Source organism: Halobacteriovorax sp. RZ-2, assembly GCF_043196685.1.
GTDB lineage: Bacteria > Bdellovibrionota > Bacteriovoracia > Bacteriovoracales > Bacteriovoracaceae > Halobacteriovorax_A.
This window is the reverse complement of sequence record NZ_JBEBMR010000001.1, coordinates 90,274-104,596: the sequence shown is the minus strand read 5'-3', so window position 1 is coordinate 104,596 and position 14,323 is coordinate 90,274. Positions and strand designations below refer to the sequence as shown.

Genomic DNA, 14,323 nt, shown 5'->3' with positions numbered 1-14,323 from the left:
TGCTATAAGAGCGACTCCCTTTTTTATTTATGAAAATCAAACTGCCAGAATTTCTTATTCGAAAATTAAAGATGACTCCTTATCATAAGCTAGGTGGCGCCGAGGGCGTTCAAGAATTTGTTAATAACTTCTACGAAATCATGGATACTGATCCTAAGGCCTCAAAGTGTCGTGCCATTCACGCAAGCTCACTTGAGAGTGCTAATAAGAAGCTCTTTATGTTCTTATCGGGCTGGCTAGGTGGCCCAAGTTTATATATTGAAAAGTATGGCCATCCTCGTATGAGAAAGCGTCATTTTCCATTTAAGATTGGTTTCGCTGAAAGAGATGAGTGGCTCTATTGTATGAGAAAGGCCATGGATAAGAAGCAGCTAAAGCCTGAGTTTGATAAAGAACTCTGGGGCGCTTTCGAAAGATTCGCTGAGCATATGAGAAACCAAGACTTTTAGCTCTTTGATTTCGATTCCGCAAAAAACTTCGTAATTTAATTCATTTAAAAGTTCAAGACAGCGTTCAAAGTGAGTTCTAAACGCACTTTCTTGCTTCATCTCTAGCTTTAATAGTCCTGCTGCAATTTTGATAATGGCCTTAAATAAAATGGCAAAGTCATCCGTGCGGTTATGTTCATTCCACAATGACTCTAGGTAGGCATGGGCCTCCCAGAAATAGCCTTCATTAACTAAGTCTATGGCAAATAAATAATCTTCATTATTTTTAAAAGCTTCACTGGAACCTAGGCGAGCTGTTTGGGGCTCGCCGCTTTCTTCCATATGGCCACCAGGTTTTAAGGGGTGAGGATTCACTCCTGGACGAAACCTATATGGTGGTAGTGCTCGAGTGGAATATCTTATGAAAGTCTCCAATCGAAATCAAAGAGAAGCTTTCCTTCATCAATATGAACTTGAGAAACAATCTTTGACCAAATTTTTTCATTTGGATCCCACTGAAATCTTGCTCGTGCAACCTTATGCTTGATAGCGTTGAATTTTTCAACTTCTTGACGGTTCTTCCAATTTGGTGCCTTAAGTTCTGCAACAATACGTACTTTAGGTGCACTCGCTAATTTTGCCATACGTGCATAGTCGTAGTGAGATGCAATCTTAAGCATTGCAAGAACATCAGTAACCGCTCTATGTGGAAACGGGTTAATAAAGCCATGTGAGTGCTCGAGAAGAGCCATCGACTTGTGAGTGATTCTTCTTGGGTACTCAACATCTTCCTGAGTATCAATCCAAACTTTATTTGGCATCTCGATACCATATCTTTTAAACATGGCCGTTAGCATCGGCTTGTCATATTTTGCGCCATTGTGGGCCATCATATAGTCGGCCTTCTTCATAAGTAGGGCAACTCTTTCAAGGGCCATCTTGATTTCATCTCCACGGCGGCCCCACTCAGCAAGTAATTGTTCGTCAATGCCTGTAAGCTCAATAACTTCTTCTGTAAGTTTTAAGCGATCTTTTTCATCGATAAGTTCAGAGAAGACTCTAACTGGAGAGTTGATACGTGTGTCCCAAAGAACCGCTCCAATTTCTGTAACGCGGTCAACTTCAAGGTTTACACCTTTTTGCGTTAAATTTTCGTTAATACCTTCTAAATCAACTCCAAGAATGAGCATTTGACGTCCTTTTGTTGGTCTTGCTGTGTGCCATAAGATTAATTGACAATATTCTGACTTATTTAGGACAATTATTAACGATACGTTTAATATTGTAAATGCTGGGATTACTTAGATTTAATGAAACCTTATATTGTACTTATATTCACGGCGTTAATTGTTGCCTTCTTTTCTGGAAGTTTTGTTTTAAAAACTTTCGCACCTCGTTTTGCCAGTCAGTATCAAATTGACGAAATTAACGAGTTAAAAGTTAAGATGCAGACCACGATTACTCCTTACGCCATCGTCAACTTCTCATCACTATATTATTCCGATGAGCAGTTCCAGCTTCTTAATCCATCTCTTGCAATTGAAGAATTTGATGCATCTCTTCTTTCAAGTTCAAAGGGTTGTTCAAATATTGAAATTCTTCAGTCTCAATTAACGGGAACACGCAAGAAGGGAGTATGGGAACAAATTCGTTGTGGCAGAATCAGAAATATCCCAAATTGGTTTGTGAAATCACCTCCCTATATTCACGAGTCGGGAGTAAGTTACGCCTATCTCTTATTTCAATATCAATTGGCCACAGGTCAGGCTTCTCAGACGTCTTGGGTAAGACGTAGACTTTCATACTTTCATGTTTCAGAGCTTGCTCAACTTCAACGTGAGATTGGGCCACTTGGTGGGATCTATGGACTTCTAGCAAGTCTTTCACAAGAAACTCTTCAGGATATTATTAATGAAGAGGGGACAATCCTTGCTAAGAACTTCTTACTTGCTAGGATTAAATACCCAAGACAGTACAATGTCTTAGAATATCGTTTCTATGCCAATGACTCCATTGAAAGATTCTTAGACCAGACACCCTATCAAATCACAAGAGCACGTGCTGGAAAGTGGTGTGTTTATAATGATGGCCCAATTTGTTGGAGACAGAACACAAGGCATCTCCTACAGACTGTTTCGACATCAACCCTGACTTCATTTACTGGGATTATTGTTATCTTCTTTATCATTCTTTGGCTGCTCTTTAGTAAAATTAAGGATGATAAGATTGAAGAAAGTCGAAAGAAGATGGCCCTTCAGGTTCTAACTCACGAGTTTAGAACTCCTGTTGCATCTCTCCTTCTTATCGTCGAAAAAATGAATCGCTCTTTGGGGTCTTTGCCGGAAGACCAGCAAGAAGATGTTCTTCGTATTGCGGGTGAGGTTTACCGCCTACAGCGTTTGACGGAGAAGTCAAAGCACTACCTTCAGGGTTCAAATGCTTCAGGCATGTTAACCTTCAGTTATGAAAAGTTAGATCATTTAGAAGATCTTATTTATGATACAATCATTCCTATTAAGGAAACTTACGATAAGGAAATTGAAATCTCTATTGAAGTCAATGATACGATCTTTGTTGATTATTACTGGTTTCAAATTTTAATAAAGAACCTTGTTGAGAACTCTTTTATTCACGGTGCAGAAAAACACTATTTGAAGATTTATGAGAAGGATAAATTCTTTGTTATTGAAGTAGGTGATGGTGGTGAGATCACAAAGGATCTCGATACACTGACAAGTGAATTCGTAAAAGGTTCAAAGAGTTCTGGTACTGGTTTAGGTTTAAATATTATTAAAAATATTGTTGATGAATGGGGCGGAAAAATTGAGTTGGTAAAGAAGCCGACGAAATTTATTATTACGCTACCTAAAAGGAAGTAAGTATGGATAAGATTCTATTAGTTGAAGATGATGTTTCACTGGGAAAAGGAATTCTTGATTTTCTTAAAATGGAAGGGTTTGATACAACTTGGGCACAGACTCTTGAAGAGGCAAGAAAAATTGATCTAAAAGGATTTAATCTTATTATCCAAGATTGGATGCTTCCTGATGGGCAAGGGATCGACTTTCTTAAAGAGATCCGTGCAAATAATAATAACACGCCAATGATTATTCTAACGGCCAAGACTGACCTTATTGATAAGGTCGTAGGGCTTGAGTCTGGTGCGAATGATTATATGACTAAGCCTTTTGAGTCACGCGAGCTACTTGCTCGTATCCGTGTTCAGCTTCGTATTGGTGATCAAGGTGCCATGGCCAAGGATATTGACACAAAGGGTGTGCTAACTCTTGGAAAGCTTAAGATTGATAATGATACCAGAGAAGTAACTTGGGACGGAAATTTAGTCGAACTAACTAAAATGGAGTTTGATTTCTTAAAGCTACTTGTTGAAAATCCAAACCGTGCTCTTTCACGTGATGAAATTTTAAATAAGGTATGGGGATATGAATGCTATCCATCAACTCGTACAGTCGATACACACGTTCTTCAATTACGTCAGAAGTTTAATGAAAATTTAATTGAAACAGTTCGTGGAATTGGTTACAAACTCCGCCCGCAATTTGCTCAGTAAAATTTAAAAACGTCGAATAACCGATAAATAGGGTCTTTATAAAGGCCCTTTTTTTATATTCTTTTCAAAGATTTGACATAACTCTAACGTAGAGTGAATAAAGCTTGGCCATAATATTACGAAAGGTTTGTTAATAAAAATAACTACTAGGGGCCATTTATGTCTAAGCGATTAACCATTCCACTTCTTTTTGCCTTTGTTGCCTTGTTCTTAGCATCATGCCAGTCAAAGCAATCAGCAAGTGATCTTCAAAAAACATTGGAAGATAATCCTGAAATCTTAACTGAAGTGATGAAAAAGAACCCACAGCTATTTATGGAGACACTTCAGAAGATGGCCTCTCAAATGAGAGAGAAGGCCCTTGAAGATCGAAATAAGAAAGAGCAAGAATTCTTAGAAGCTGCTTTTAAAAATCCAATTGAAGTTGAAAAGCATAGCGAAGACTTAATTATTGGTAATCCAAACGCAAAGGTTATTATTTATGAATACTCTGACTTTCAGTGTCCATTCTGTTATCGCGCACTAGAGACTGTTAAGCAGGTCCTTGATGATTATAAAGATGATGTAGCTTTTGTTTATCGTCACCTTCCTATTGATTCAATTCACCCTAATGCTAGGCTTGCGGCCAAGTACTATGAGGCCATTCGAATTGAGTATGGACAAAAGGCATTTGATTTCCATGAGACAATTTTGAAGAATCAAAATAAGGTTCGCCATGGTGAGAAATATTTCATTAGTCTTGTTAAAGAGATGAAATTAGATGTTGGTAAAATTAAAGAACTTGTAAGTTCTAAACGTGTTGAAAATAAAATTGCTGCGGACGTAGCAAGTGCAAATAAACTGGGCTTTAGTGGCACTCCTGGTTTTGTCGTGGCCGGTGTTCCAGTTAAGGGCGCATACCCATATTCTCATTTTAAAATGATCTTAGACCGTCGCTTGAATGGAAACTCTAAGGATCCAGCAAGTGAAATGGCAAAGATCAAATAATTAAAGGTCCGTTAGCAAATTAATAAGTTCAGGGTAATCGATAAATGGATTACGGTTGCCCTGATACTTTTCTACTTCATCATTCCTAAACTTTTCAAACTCAGATACTGGATCTAACTTATCCCATGCTCTTAGGAACTCTTCTTCGCGATCATTGATTGGTAGCTCATATGTGACAGCAAAGTAGAATAGGCCACGGGCAATATCGCCCTTAACTTCATTTGGTGGCTCAAATAAAGGCATTGTTGGATACTTCTTATTCTTTCCAAATTTTGATTCCCCACAGTCTTGAAGTTTATTCTCATCAACTTCACCGTAGTGATATGAGGCCCTCATGCTATTTACAAAAGAGTCCGTTGGAAAGAGGTGGTGCATATCTGCAACCATATCATCATATTCATTCTTTCCGTGTTCAACTGAGTCTCCATATTCAAAGAAGCGTGACTTAGGCCACGTATGCTCAGTATTAATGATATTTCCATCAGGAAGATTTTCTTGATCTAAGTTAATGTCAACATTCGTTTCGTACTCATTGCCACAGTAGAGATCTTTTAGAAACTTATTCTCAGAACCGCTCTTATTATAAGCGTAGATATTATTAAAAAGATAAAGCCTTGCTTCTTTGTAGTAGAGCGTGCGCTTTCCTTTTTTCATCAGGGCAGATAAGCGTTTTCTGAATTCTGCTTGGTTAAACTGAGGTTTAGTGTCACCATGTGCCTTGAGGTCAAGGGGCTGGGCCACTGTTAGTGATGTTGCTAAAATTATTAGAGTTGTACGTAACATACTTTGCTTTTACGGTAATTTATGAACAGATGGTAGGAGATTGTAGAATTTACTTGAAATATAGTCCCAATAAAAAAAACAGGACCTCAGTGAGGTCCTGCCAATTTAAATATCAAGCTCGTTATTTTAGCTACTTAGGGGACGACTAAGCAGCGTTATTGTACTCTTCGTAATCGTTATCACTATCCATATTTTCTTCATCTACACTTTGTCTAAGGCTTGTTAAAAGCTTCTCTAATTGAAGTCTTTCACCAACCCCAAGCTCGACAAATTGTACCCCCATTCCTTCTGGGTAGCGTCCGACAGCATTCGATTTTCTAACGACCTTGGCCTTTAGTTCTAAATCTGTTCCGATATTGAAAGTAAAAGTGTCTCCACAGTTGAAGATATCTTTTTGTGTTGGTGTATTATATGAAATATAAGCACCTGTTCTTGAGATATCAAAAGTTTCACCAAGGTTAATTGGAATATCTGTTGATGACACTTTTGTTGGAAGTGGTGCTTGGTAACGAATTGCTGTTTTCCACCACTGAGCTGCAGGTGAGTTAATAACATTCGTTTCATGACTCAGAATAAAGTATGAAGTCATAAGGATATAGGCAAAAGTTGATAGAATAACTGAAGCCGCTTCAAAGTCATTTCCATAAACTAGGACAATCGAATTATTTAAACAAACAAAGCCAATCGATAATGGGAAGCTCCACTTGATGTCATCTTGTGCTGTAAAAGAAAAGTAAGCATTAAGAAAACAAGAGGCCATAACCATGAAGTTAAAGACTGTCATTTTCGACCAGATGGCACCAATATCAGTTGCACCATGACCATAGAGGAACATGACCTGAATTGGAATACTAACTGCAATTGCAATAAACACAAATGCATAGATATTAAAGATTAATGGCTTGATCTTCATTGATGACTCCTTGAGTGTCATTTTGTGTAAAGTGATAACAGTAACTATTTACGCGATTAATATAATTCTTTGCTTCTTGAAGGCGATCAGAATTACGCCAGTCTGTTTCTAGTTTTATTAATTGAGACTTCACTCTAAATGGCCCAGAGTTGTAGCTGGCAAGAATTAAGTCGGTATAGAGTTGGCTCTTTTCAAAAGTCTTAAGATTTTTTATTTTTGGATATGATTTTTGAACAAGGTCGATATTGCCACGCCAATACTTCTTTAGGTATTCAATATACTCAAGTCCACCGATAACCGATTTTTTTCGATTAAGTCGCCAATCATTATTTTGATTAATCTTTCCAGATCTAACCATAAACTTAACTAGTCCATACGGAAGTTTTTCAATTCTTTTGTCAACTTTCCACGTGTCGTACTTCTTAATAACGTGCTGGCTTGCTGCATCTGTAACTTGCGTCAGTCCAATGGCCTTTGCTGAGCTTACCGAGCGATAATTAAAGCCTGACTCTTGGGCAATAATACCTAGTAGCATGGAAGGGTTAGTATGTACTTTAGAAGCTTCTCTTTTTACAAGATCAATAAAGCTTGTCTTAACATTAAATGGGTCAGTTGTTGTAATCGTTGTTTTATTATTGGCCGTTGTAAATTGTTTACATGAAGGTTCTTCATAACGATATAGTGAACGAATTTCTCCACGGTACTGATAGCCAATTTTAATATCAGTCTCAAGTCTTGCAGGTAGACTTAGTCGGTTGATCTTGTAAATAATATTTTGGTCGTCTTCATAGATAACTTTATTATTATTCTTAAAACTTGAAGTGATATTTCTACCGTTCCAAAAGATCACAATATTTTCAGGATTAAGTTTTCCTCGAGTTGAATTGATCTTAATATAGAGATCATAAATAGTGTGACGATTTTGTTTCTTTGGAAAAAACTCGATACCTATTGTACTCGTTCCAACATTATCGAAGTTTAGATGGTTGTCTAAGATATTAGTAAAGGCCTCAAGATTTTCGAAACTATCTCCATCATTAATAATTGAAAGAGTGTCACTTCCGAATGGGTTCATTGGCCCTGCACATGAGGTAAATAGGAGAGTCGCTCCAAAAAAGAGTGCCGAGAAACTTGCTCTTAACAAGACTCTGACAATGTGCTGACGAAATGTTGGTTTAAGTGCCATGTTCATTGACACTATTATGACAATTTTGGATAAGTCGCTGAAGTCGCTGGTTAACTAAATTAATAAAATCAGAGGCTTAGGTGAAAATCACTATAAAATCTATAGTTAGCAAAATCCGTAAATTTCGCCAACTTTAGAAGCCATAGAAAAAACCGTTATTGGCATCTGTTAAATTCTTTAAAAACTTATATAAATCCGACGACTTACTAAAGTTCTTTGCCCCAACCCCAATGGCATTAATTTGTACTTTTCGAAGGCGATTCTTATCAGTGATATCCCTAACAATATCATCGATATTATCCGGTGAAGTTGTTCGCCCTGACTTTGTCGGGGAGCCATCACTTAGGAGAACGATATCAGTTACTTGTGGATATTGGTCAATGACATACTTAAGGGCGGCCCTTGTTGGTGTGGCCCCATAAGGCCTTAAACTTGCCAAGAACTCATAGACTTCTTCTTTTATTTTTAGATCCCTAAGGTCTTGTAAAACACCCCAGAGGGCATATTGTGAACTGCGATTCTTGCCTGGAAAATAGATAATATCGACATAGTAATCCTTACCCATTGAGGCAATAAGCATCTTAAGTCCTGCCTTTACTTGGCCGATGCGATCATCTGTACCCATTGAGCCCGAGACATCAATGAGGAAGGCCACGCGTTTGCCTTTAAAGTTAAATCCTACATCAGCACTCTTGGCAACAGGAGCAGGTGTCGGTTTTGGCTTAGGCCTTGGTTCTGGTTTTGCCTTAGGTGGAGTAATTTGAGCAGTAAGCTCCTGGATGACTTTCTTTTGATCTTGGGCAAGCTTCTCACATTGAGACAAGGCCTGTGAATTATCAACACAAACTTCTTTTGGCTTTTCAGCAACTGGAGTTTCATTCTTTGGAACAACAATAAAGAGGATGATAACCGCTCCAAGTGCTCCTGAAAGTAGATCGAGAAATGAAATATTAAAAACGTCTATGGACTTTCTTTGGCGCATTCTTTGCTTTCCTACATCTCAATCTTATTAACAAGGTTTTCAATAACATATTCTTTTGTCTTCATATGAAATTGATCTGTTGCTTTTTGTAGGTCGTGAAAGAGCCACATAAGAATGATACTTAGAATAAGTGCAACAAGTGTTGTATCAAAGGCAACACCAAGAGTTGATGTAATTAGCTGCATGTCTTTAGAGTTCGCAAGCATTAAGGCGCTTGAAATACCAAGTACGGTACCAATGAATCCTAGAGAGGGAATGGCCCATAAGAGATAGCGAATATTGGACTGTTCAGTTTCTGAGTTATCTCTGTGTAGGTCTGTGATGATATTAATAACCTCAAGAACTTCTGAAACATTTTTCGTTGAACGAAATTTCGCACAAGAGTTTTTAATGAGTTGAGTAAGCAGAGTCTTTGAATACTTCTTCTCAAAGTCTTTCACTTTTTGACCAATCTGAATAACATCGTCAGACATGAGCAGGTGTTTTTCATCTGTAGGCAGCAGATTGGCCTTAAAGTAGGATTTCTCTGCTTTTATTTGTGCCTTTAATGCTTTTATTTCGGAGATTGACCAGAAGAAGGCCAAGTACGTTAGCCACTGAATGTAGCCACCTTTGATGAAATTTCCACCTAAGAGAATTAGCAATCTTGAAACCATTCCATCTTGTGGGAAAATACCAGACAGATACACTCCGTTTAATACTGCCACAATAACACTGCTGACAACAACAGCTTGTCCAATGAGTTGCAATTCTTTCTTTTCTAGCATTGAATGACCTTTTACTCTAAAATTATAGGTATATTTTATAATTATTATAACTGACTTTAAAAGGATATAAATGGTGGGAAAAAATAGTGAAAATGAACCAGTAGGAGAACTATGTGTTCGTACGCTAACGATGCCTTGTGATACAAATCACAATGGTGATATCTTTGGAGGTTGGGTTCTTTCGCAAATGGATATCGCCGGTGCAATCTATTCTGGAAAACGCTGTAATGGCCGTACGGCAACAATTGCAATTGAAGCAATGAAATTCATCCAACCTGTTGGGGTCGGGGATATTCTCTGTTGTTACTGCTCAACTGTAAGAGAAGGAAATACATCTCTTGCTGTCAAGGTTGAAGCTTGGGTTATTCGTAAGTTTGAAACTGAGCGTGTAAGAGTAACAGATGGAATCTTTACTTACGTGGCCATTGATGAGCAAAAGCGCCCACGTAGTATCAACTCTAAAACAATTCTCGATAAATAAGGATTTATATATGAGCGTAATTAACGTTGAAAATGTCTCTAAGAGTTATAGAGACCAAAAGGCATTATCTGACTTTTCATTGACTGTTGAGCATGGTGATGTTGTTGCTCTTTTAGGGCCAAATGGAGCCGGTAAGACTACTTTTGTAAAGTGTATGCTAAATCTTATTAGTGCTGATAGTGGAAAGATCTCGATTTATGATATCGATTCTAATGATCCAATGTCACGATCACGCCTTGTGTACCTACCTGAAAAATTCACTTTCTATAATTACTTTACTGTTGAGGAAACTCTAAAGTTCTTTGCTGAATTTCATCAAGTCGAGAAGTCTCAAGTAAAAGAGAGAATTAAGGAGGCCCTAGGTAAGCTTTCAATAGGAGAGTTGGGTAAGAAGAAACTTAGTGAGCTGTCAAAAGGACAAATGCAACGAGTTGGTCTTTGTATCGCAATTGTCGCAGACAAAGATCTCATTATTTTAGATGAGCCATTTTCTGGTCTTGATCCAATTGGGATTAAAGATGTGAAGGATATTTGTCTTGAGCTTTCAAGCAAAGGGAAAACAATCTTAATCAACTCTCACATTCTTTCTGAGGTGGAGAAGTTTGCAAAGAAAGTTATTATTTTAAATCACGGTAAAGTTCAGGCCCAAGGCCTAATTGATGATGTTCGTGATGGGATGTCTTTAGAGGATCGTTTCTATACTCTAGTTAAAGGGACAAAAGAAGAAAGTGAGGAAGCTCATGTTTAATTTTACGCTAATTAAAAATACAATTGAAAAAGAAGTTAGAAATAAATCAGTCATCTTCTTATTTGCTATGACTGTTGTCGTAATGTATCTAGGTGGTGTTTTAAGTAATACTCTACAAATTGAAATCCAAGAGTCGGGTTTTAGTACTTATCTCGCAACAGCAAGTATGACGGTTGTGATATGGATTATCAGTCTTAGTGCAAAGCTTGTTGCGGCCCTGATTTCGGCAAATATCTTTCGTAGTGATTTAGAGAGTGGTGTTATTTCTCAAATCTTAGCGCTACCAATCAATCGTTCTTCATACGTGATTAATCGTATGCTAGGTGGGGCACTTTTAAGTTTTCTTTACTTAGTATTCATTCTTATTATCGGTATTATTATCTTAATCTCGAATGATCTTGTTCCTAAGGGAGTGGACTTTTCAATGATTAAGATGACCGCTTCACTTATTCCACACTTCTTACAAATCTTAATTATCATGTTTGTTAGCTGCTTCTTTAGCTTATTCTTTAATAAGATTGGAACACTACTTTTAACATGTTTCTATGTTATCGCCTCGGTTGGTGTCTACACTTATATTCAGGCAGGAAATCCTGCACTATCAGGGCTTAACCTTTCTTCTATTTTTGGATTTATCTTTTATTGGCTATTGCCAAGAATTGGAGAAATTTCAGGTCTTGCGGATATGTTATCTTTAGGGGCCGAGTTAAATATCGATATCGTTAAGAGTTTTGTCTTTGGCCTTGTTCATCTTGTGGCAACTATGGCGATATGGGGATTTATTTTTAACTCTATCTTTAAGAGAAGATCGTTTTAATGAGAAAATTGCTAATTATCCATTCTGATGAGCGTATCCAATCTAGTGTGAGAGAGTACTTAACAAATGAGTACTCTTTTGAGATTGAATGCCTCGAGAACTCATCTCTAATAAAGAGTGCGGATGATTTAGCAAGCTTCGATGGAATTATTTGCGAAAATAAATATATCGATAGTGAGGGGAGGAATATCCCCGGTGGTCAAAATTTTGTTAATTTCATGATCGATCACACGATTAAAAAGCCTGTTGTTATCTTAGGGGAGATGGAGATTGATTATGGTAATTTTACTTCTCTACCATCAAGATTCTCTCTTAGAGACATTAGCCTTCAACTTATCAAGAGCTTAAATATTACAGATGAAGAATTAAGACATTTGAAGATGCCCGACTTTGTTAGTGTTGAAATTACTAATTTCTATCAGCTTTCAAATCCATGTTGTGATATTTATATAAAAATGACTAAGTCCGGTGAGGAGCATTTTGTAAAGCGTATCTATGCTAACGATATTCTTGATAAGGATATTGTTAGGCGCTATGAGCAAAATAACCTAACTTATTTCTATGTCCAAAAAGAAGACTTCGAAAAGCTTATGGGCCAAATTCTTTCTCAGTCTTTAACTAAGGTCGTTAAGGCCTTCAAAGAAGACAAGAAGGTGATGGAAGTGAGTAGTGATACTTTTGAGATCTCTCAAAATCTTCTCAATGAAATAGGAATCACTCCACAAACTGTTAAGCTTGCTAAGACTTCAATTGTTGCTATGACAAAGACGGTAAATAGCTCAAAGAAGCTCTCGACACTACTTCGCTCTCTCTTAGAAAATGAAACAACATACGCATTCAAAAGAAATTATCTAGCGAGTTTATTCTTCTACCAAATTATTCCAAATCTTGGATGGGGAAGAGGTGAACAACTTAAGCAAACGATGGATAAGGTTTGTTATATTTGCTTTTTTCACGATATTGTCTTACGTGAAGAGAAGCTTCTTAAAATTCACTCTCTCGACGATATGGAGCAAGTGGACTTAAGTGAATCAGAAAGGAAGCTTGTTTTAGAACACGCCAATATGACTACTACTTTACTTCAAGAAATATCAGGAATTCCAACAGGGATTGATGTTATCGTTCGCCAGCACCACGGTTCACTAAATGGCGTGGGGTTTCCTGACGTGTACACGTCAAATCTCTCACCATTGGCGATATGTTTTATCGTTATCGAAAAGTATGTTGTGGAAATACTCAAGTGTATTGAGGGACGTGAAAAATTAAAATTAAATACGATACTATCAGAGCTAGAAGAGTTCTTTCATTTAAGTAGTTATCGTAAAATAATCTTCGAACTAAAAAGCCTAATAGGTTAAAAGGCAAATTAATAAAAAGGAAATCTAATGGAACAAAGAAAAGTTTGTATTATCACGGGATCACGTATTCCATTTGCAAGATCTGGTACAAAATATCAGGGTGTTTCTAACAAGGAACTAATGACTGCTGCTTTAAAAGGTTTAGTCGACAAGATGAATCTTAAGGGACAAGAAGTCGGCGAGGTTGTTCTTGGTGCTGTTAGTAAGCATGCCTATGACTTCTCTCTTGCGCGTGAGTGTACAATTGAATCTGGACTGTCTTTTCACACTCCAGCTACAGATATTCAAAAAGCTTGTGGGCTTTCTCTTGAGGCCTCAAATATTATTGCCATGAAAATTGCGACAGGACAAATTGAGTGTGGTATCGCTGGTGGTGTTGATACAAATAGTGATATCCCAGTTGAATTCTCTAAGAAATTCTCAGATGCCATGAGCCGTGCAAACTACGCTCGCACAACTGGTGATCGTATAAAGGCATTACTAAGTATTCGCCCGGCCGATCTAAAACCATCTTTCCCTGCGGTTAAGGAGCCTCGTACAGGTCTTTCTATGGGACAAAGTTGTGAGCTTATGGCCCAACGTTGGAATATTGCTCGTCAGGATCAAGACCAACTAGCGTGGGAGTCTCATCAAAATGCTGAGCGTGCATATAACGAAGGTTTCTATAGTGACCTTGTTGTGCCATTTAAAGGCCTTGAGCGTGATGGAATTCTAAGAGCTAACACAACTGTTGAAAAGATGGGATCTCTTAGAACAGCTTTTGAAAAATCAGATAAAGCTACTTTAACAGCTGCTAACTCAACACCTCTTACAGATGGTGCTTCTTGTGTTTTTCTATGCTCAGAAGAATATGCAAAAGAACATAACTTAGAAGTTTCAGCATACTTCACAACTTGCCAGTCGGCAGCAGTTGATTTTATCGAGGAAGAAGGGCTTTTAATGGCACCTGTTTATGCTGTACCAAAGCTTCTTAAGCGTGCAGGTCTAACTCTTCAAGACTTTGATTTCTACGAAATTCACGAAGCTTTTGCTGCTCAAGTTCTTTGTACTCTTAAAGCTTGGGAAGATGAGGAATTCTGTAAAACTAAGCTCGGGCTAGACGGTGCGCTTGGATCAATTGATCGCTCAAAGCTAAATGTTAAAGGTGGCTCACTTGCTCTTGGACACCCATTTGGTGCTACTGGTGCAAGAATAGTCGCAGGCCTTGCTAAAATGCTTCAAGAAAAAGGCGGCGGACGCGGACTAATCTCTATCTGTACTGCAGGTGGGATGGGCGTTGTTGCTATCGTTGAAAGATAAAAA

Annotated in this window: 16 protein-coding genes; 9 read left to right on the top strand and 7 right to left on the bottom strand. The window is 37.8% G+C overall.

Translation table 11 applies throughout. From position 1 onward, the window contains the following. Positions 1-29 precede the first annotated feature (29 nt). Positions 30-449 carry a group II truncated hemoglobin gene (locus tag ABMA78_RS00430; protein ID WP_392855941.1) on the top strand — a complete coding sequence of 140 codons (420 nt, stop codon included), beginning with the start codon at positions 30-32 and terminating at the stop codon, positions 447-449. Here ABMA78_RS00430 and ABMA78_RS00425 read toward each other — a convergent pair. After that, entirely contained in the window at positions 372-770 is a 399-nt protein-coding gene (locus ABMA78_RS00425) for a DUF309 domain-containing protein (protein ID WP_392855940.1), read from the bottom strand. The two genes, ABMA78_RS00430 and ABMA78_RS00425, sit on opposite strands and share 78 nt — an antisense overlap. Positions 771-847: 77 nt before the next feature. Next, the gene (locus tag ABMA78_RS00420; RefSeq protein WP_392855938.1) at positions 848-1,618 is read right to left on the bottom strand and encodes a 3'-5' exonuclease; all 771 of its coding nucleotides are present in this window, start codon (positions 1,616-1,618) and stop codon (positions 848-850) included. 120 nt (positions 1,619-1,738) lie between these two features. Between ABMA78_RS00420 and ABMA78_RS00415 the strand changes: the two genes are divergently transcribed. From ABMA78_RS00415 to ABMA78_RS00405, 3 genes are all read left to right on the top strand, one after another. Further along, the gene (locus ABMA78_RS00415; protein ID WP_392855936.1) at positions 1,739-3,307 is read left to right on the top strand and encodes a sensor histidine kinase; all 1,569 of its coding nucleotides are present in this window, start codon (positions 1,739-1,741) and stop codon (positions 3,305-3,307) included. Between the two features lie 2 nt (positions 3,308-3,309). After that, entirely contained in the window at positions 3,310-3,999 is a 690-nt protein-coding gene (locus tag ABMA78_RS00410; RefSeq protein WP_392855934.1) for a response regulator transcription factor, read from the top strand. A gap of 159 nt (positions 4,000-4,158) precedes the next feature. Continuing rightward, positions 4,159-4,986 carry a DsbA family protein gene (locus ABMA78_RS00405; protein ID WP_392855932.1) on the top strand — a complete coding sequence of 276 codons (828 nt, stop codon included), beginning with the start codon at positions 4,159-4,161 and terminating at the stop codon, positions 4,984-4,986. Here the strand turns inward: ABMA78_RS00405 and ABMA78_RS00400 are convergent, their stop codons facing one another. The 5 genes from ABMA78_RS00400 to ABMA78_RS00380 form a co-directional block, all read right to left on the bottom strand. Beyond that, a complete protein-coding gene (locus ABMA78_RS00400) occupies positions 4,987-5,769 on the bottom strand; it encodes an endonuclease I family protein (RefSeq protein ID WP_392855931.1) in 783 nt (260 codons plus the stop codon). A gap of 145 nt (positions 5,770-5,914) precedes the next feature. Then, positions 5,915-6,682: a PilZ domain-containing protein gene (locus ABMA78_RS00395; protein ID WP_392855929.1), complete on the bottom strand. Its 768-nt coding sequence runs from the start codon at positions 6,680-6,682 to the stop codon at positions 5,915-5,917. Then, a complete protein-coding gene (locus ABMA78_RS00390) occupies positions 6,657-7,874 on the bottom strand; it encodes a transglycosylase SLT domain-containing protein (RefSeq protein WP_392855927.1) in 1,218 nt (405 codons plus the stop codon). Before ABMA78_RS00390 ends, ABMA78_RS00395 begins: the two co-directional genes overlap by 26 nt. Positions 7,875-8,001: 127 nt before the next feature. Beyond that, complete coding sequence (locus ABMA78_RS00385; protein WP_392855926.1) at positions 8,002-8,850, bottom strand: VWA domain-containing protein; 849 nt, start codon at positions 8,848-8,850, stop codon at positions 8,002-8,004. 11 nt (positions 8,851-8,861) lie between these two features. After that, positions 8,862-9,617, bottom strand: a complete 756-nt coding sequence (locus tag ABMA78_RS00380; RefSeq protein ID WP_392855923.1) for a MotA/TolQ/ExbB proton channel family protein — start codon at positions 9,615-9,617, stop codon at positions 8,862-8,864. Between the two features lie 70 nt (positions 9,618-9,687). Here ABMA78_RS00380 and ABMA78_RS00375 point away from each other — a divergent pair, with 70 nt between their 5' ends. The 5 genes from ABMA78_RS00375 to ABMA78_RS00355 are packed head-to-tail and all read left to right on the top strand — an operon-like array spanning position 9,688 to position 14,320. Next, positions 9,688-10,098, top strand: a complete 411-nt coding sequence (locus ABMA78_RS00375; protein ID WP_392855921.1) for an acyl-CoA thioesterase — start codon at positions 9,688-9,690, stop codon at positions 10,096-10,098. Positions 10,099-10,108: 10 nt separating this feature from the next. Further along, positions 10,109-10,846: an ABC transporter ATP-binding protein gene (locus ABMA78_RS00370; protein WP_392855919.1), complete on the top strand. Its 738-nt coding sequence runs from the start codon at positions 10,109-10,111 to the stop codon at positions 10,844-10,846. Further along, positions 10,839-11,663: a hypothetical protein gene (locus tag ABMA78_RS00365; protein ID WP_392855917.1), complete on the top strand. Its 825-nt coding sequence runs from the start codon at positions 10,839-10,841 to the stop codon at positions 11,661-11,663. The genes ABMA78_RS00370 and ABMA78_RS00365 overlap by 8 nt, the downstream gene beginning before the upstream one ends. Further along, positions 11,663-13,021 carry a hypothetical protein gene (locus ABMA78_RS00360; protein WP_392855914.1) on the top strand — a complete coding sequence of 453 codons (1,359 nt, stop codon included), beginning with the start codon at positions 11,663-11,665 and terminating at the stop codon, positions 13,019-13,021. Before ABMA78_RS00365 ends, ABMA78_RS00360 begins: the two co-directional genes overlap by 1 nt. Positions 13,022-13,048: 27 nt before the next feature. Further along, the gene (locus ABMA78_RS00355) at positions 13,049-14,320 is read left to right on the top strand and encodes an acetyl-CoA C-acetyltransferase (protein WP_392855912.1); all 1,272 of its coding nucleotides are present in this window, start codon (positions 13,049-13,051) and stop codon (positions 14,318-14,320) included. The last annotated feature ends 3 nt before the right edge of the window (positions 14,321-14,323 follow it).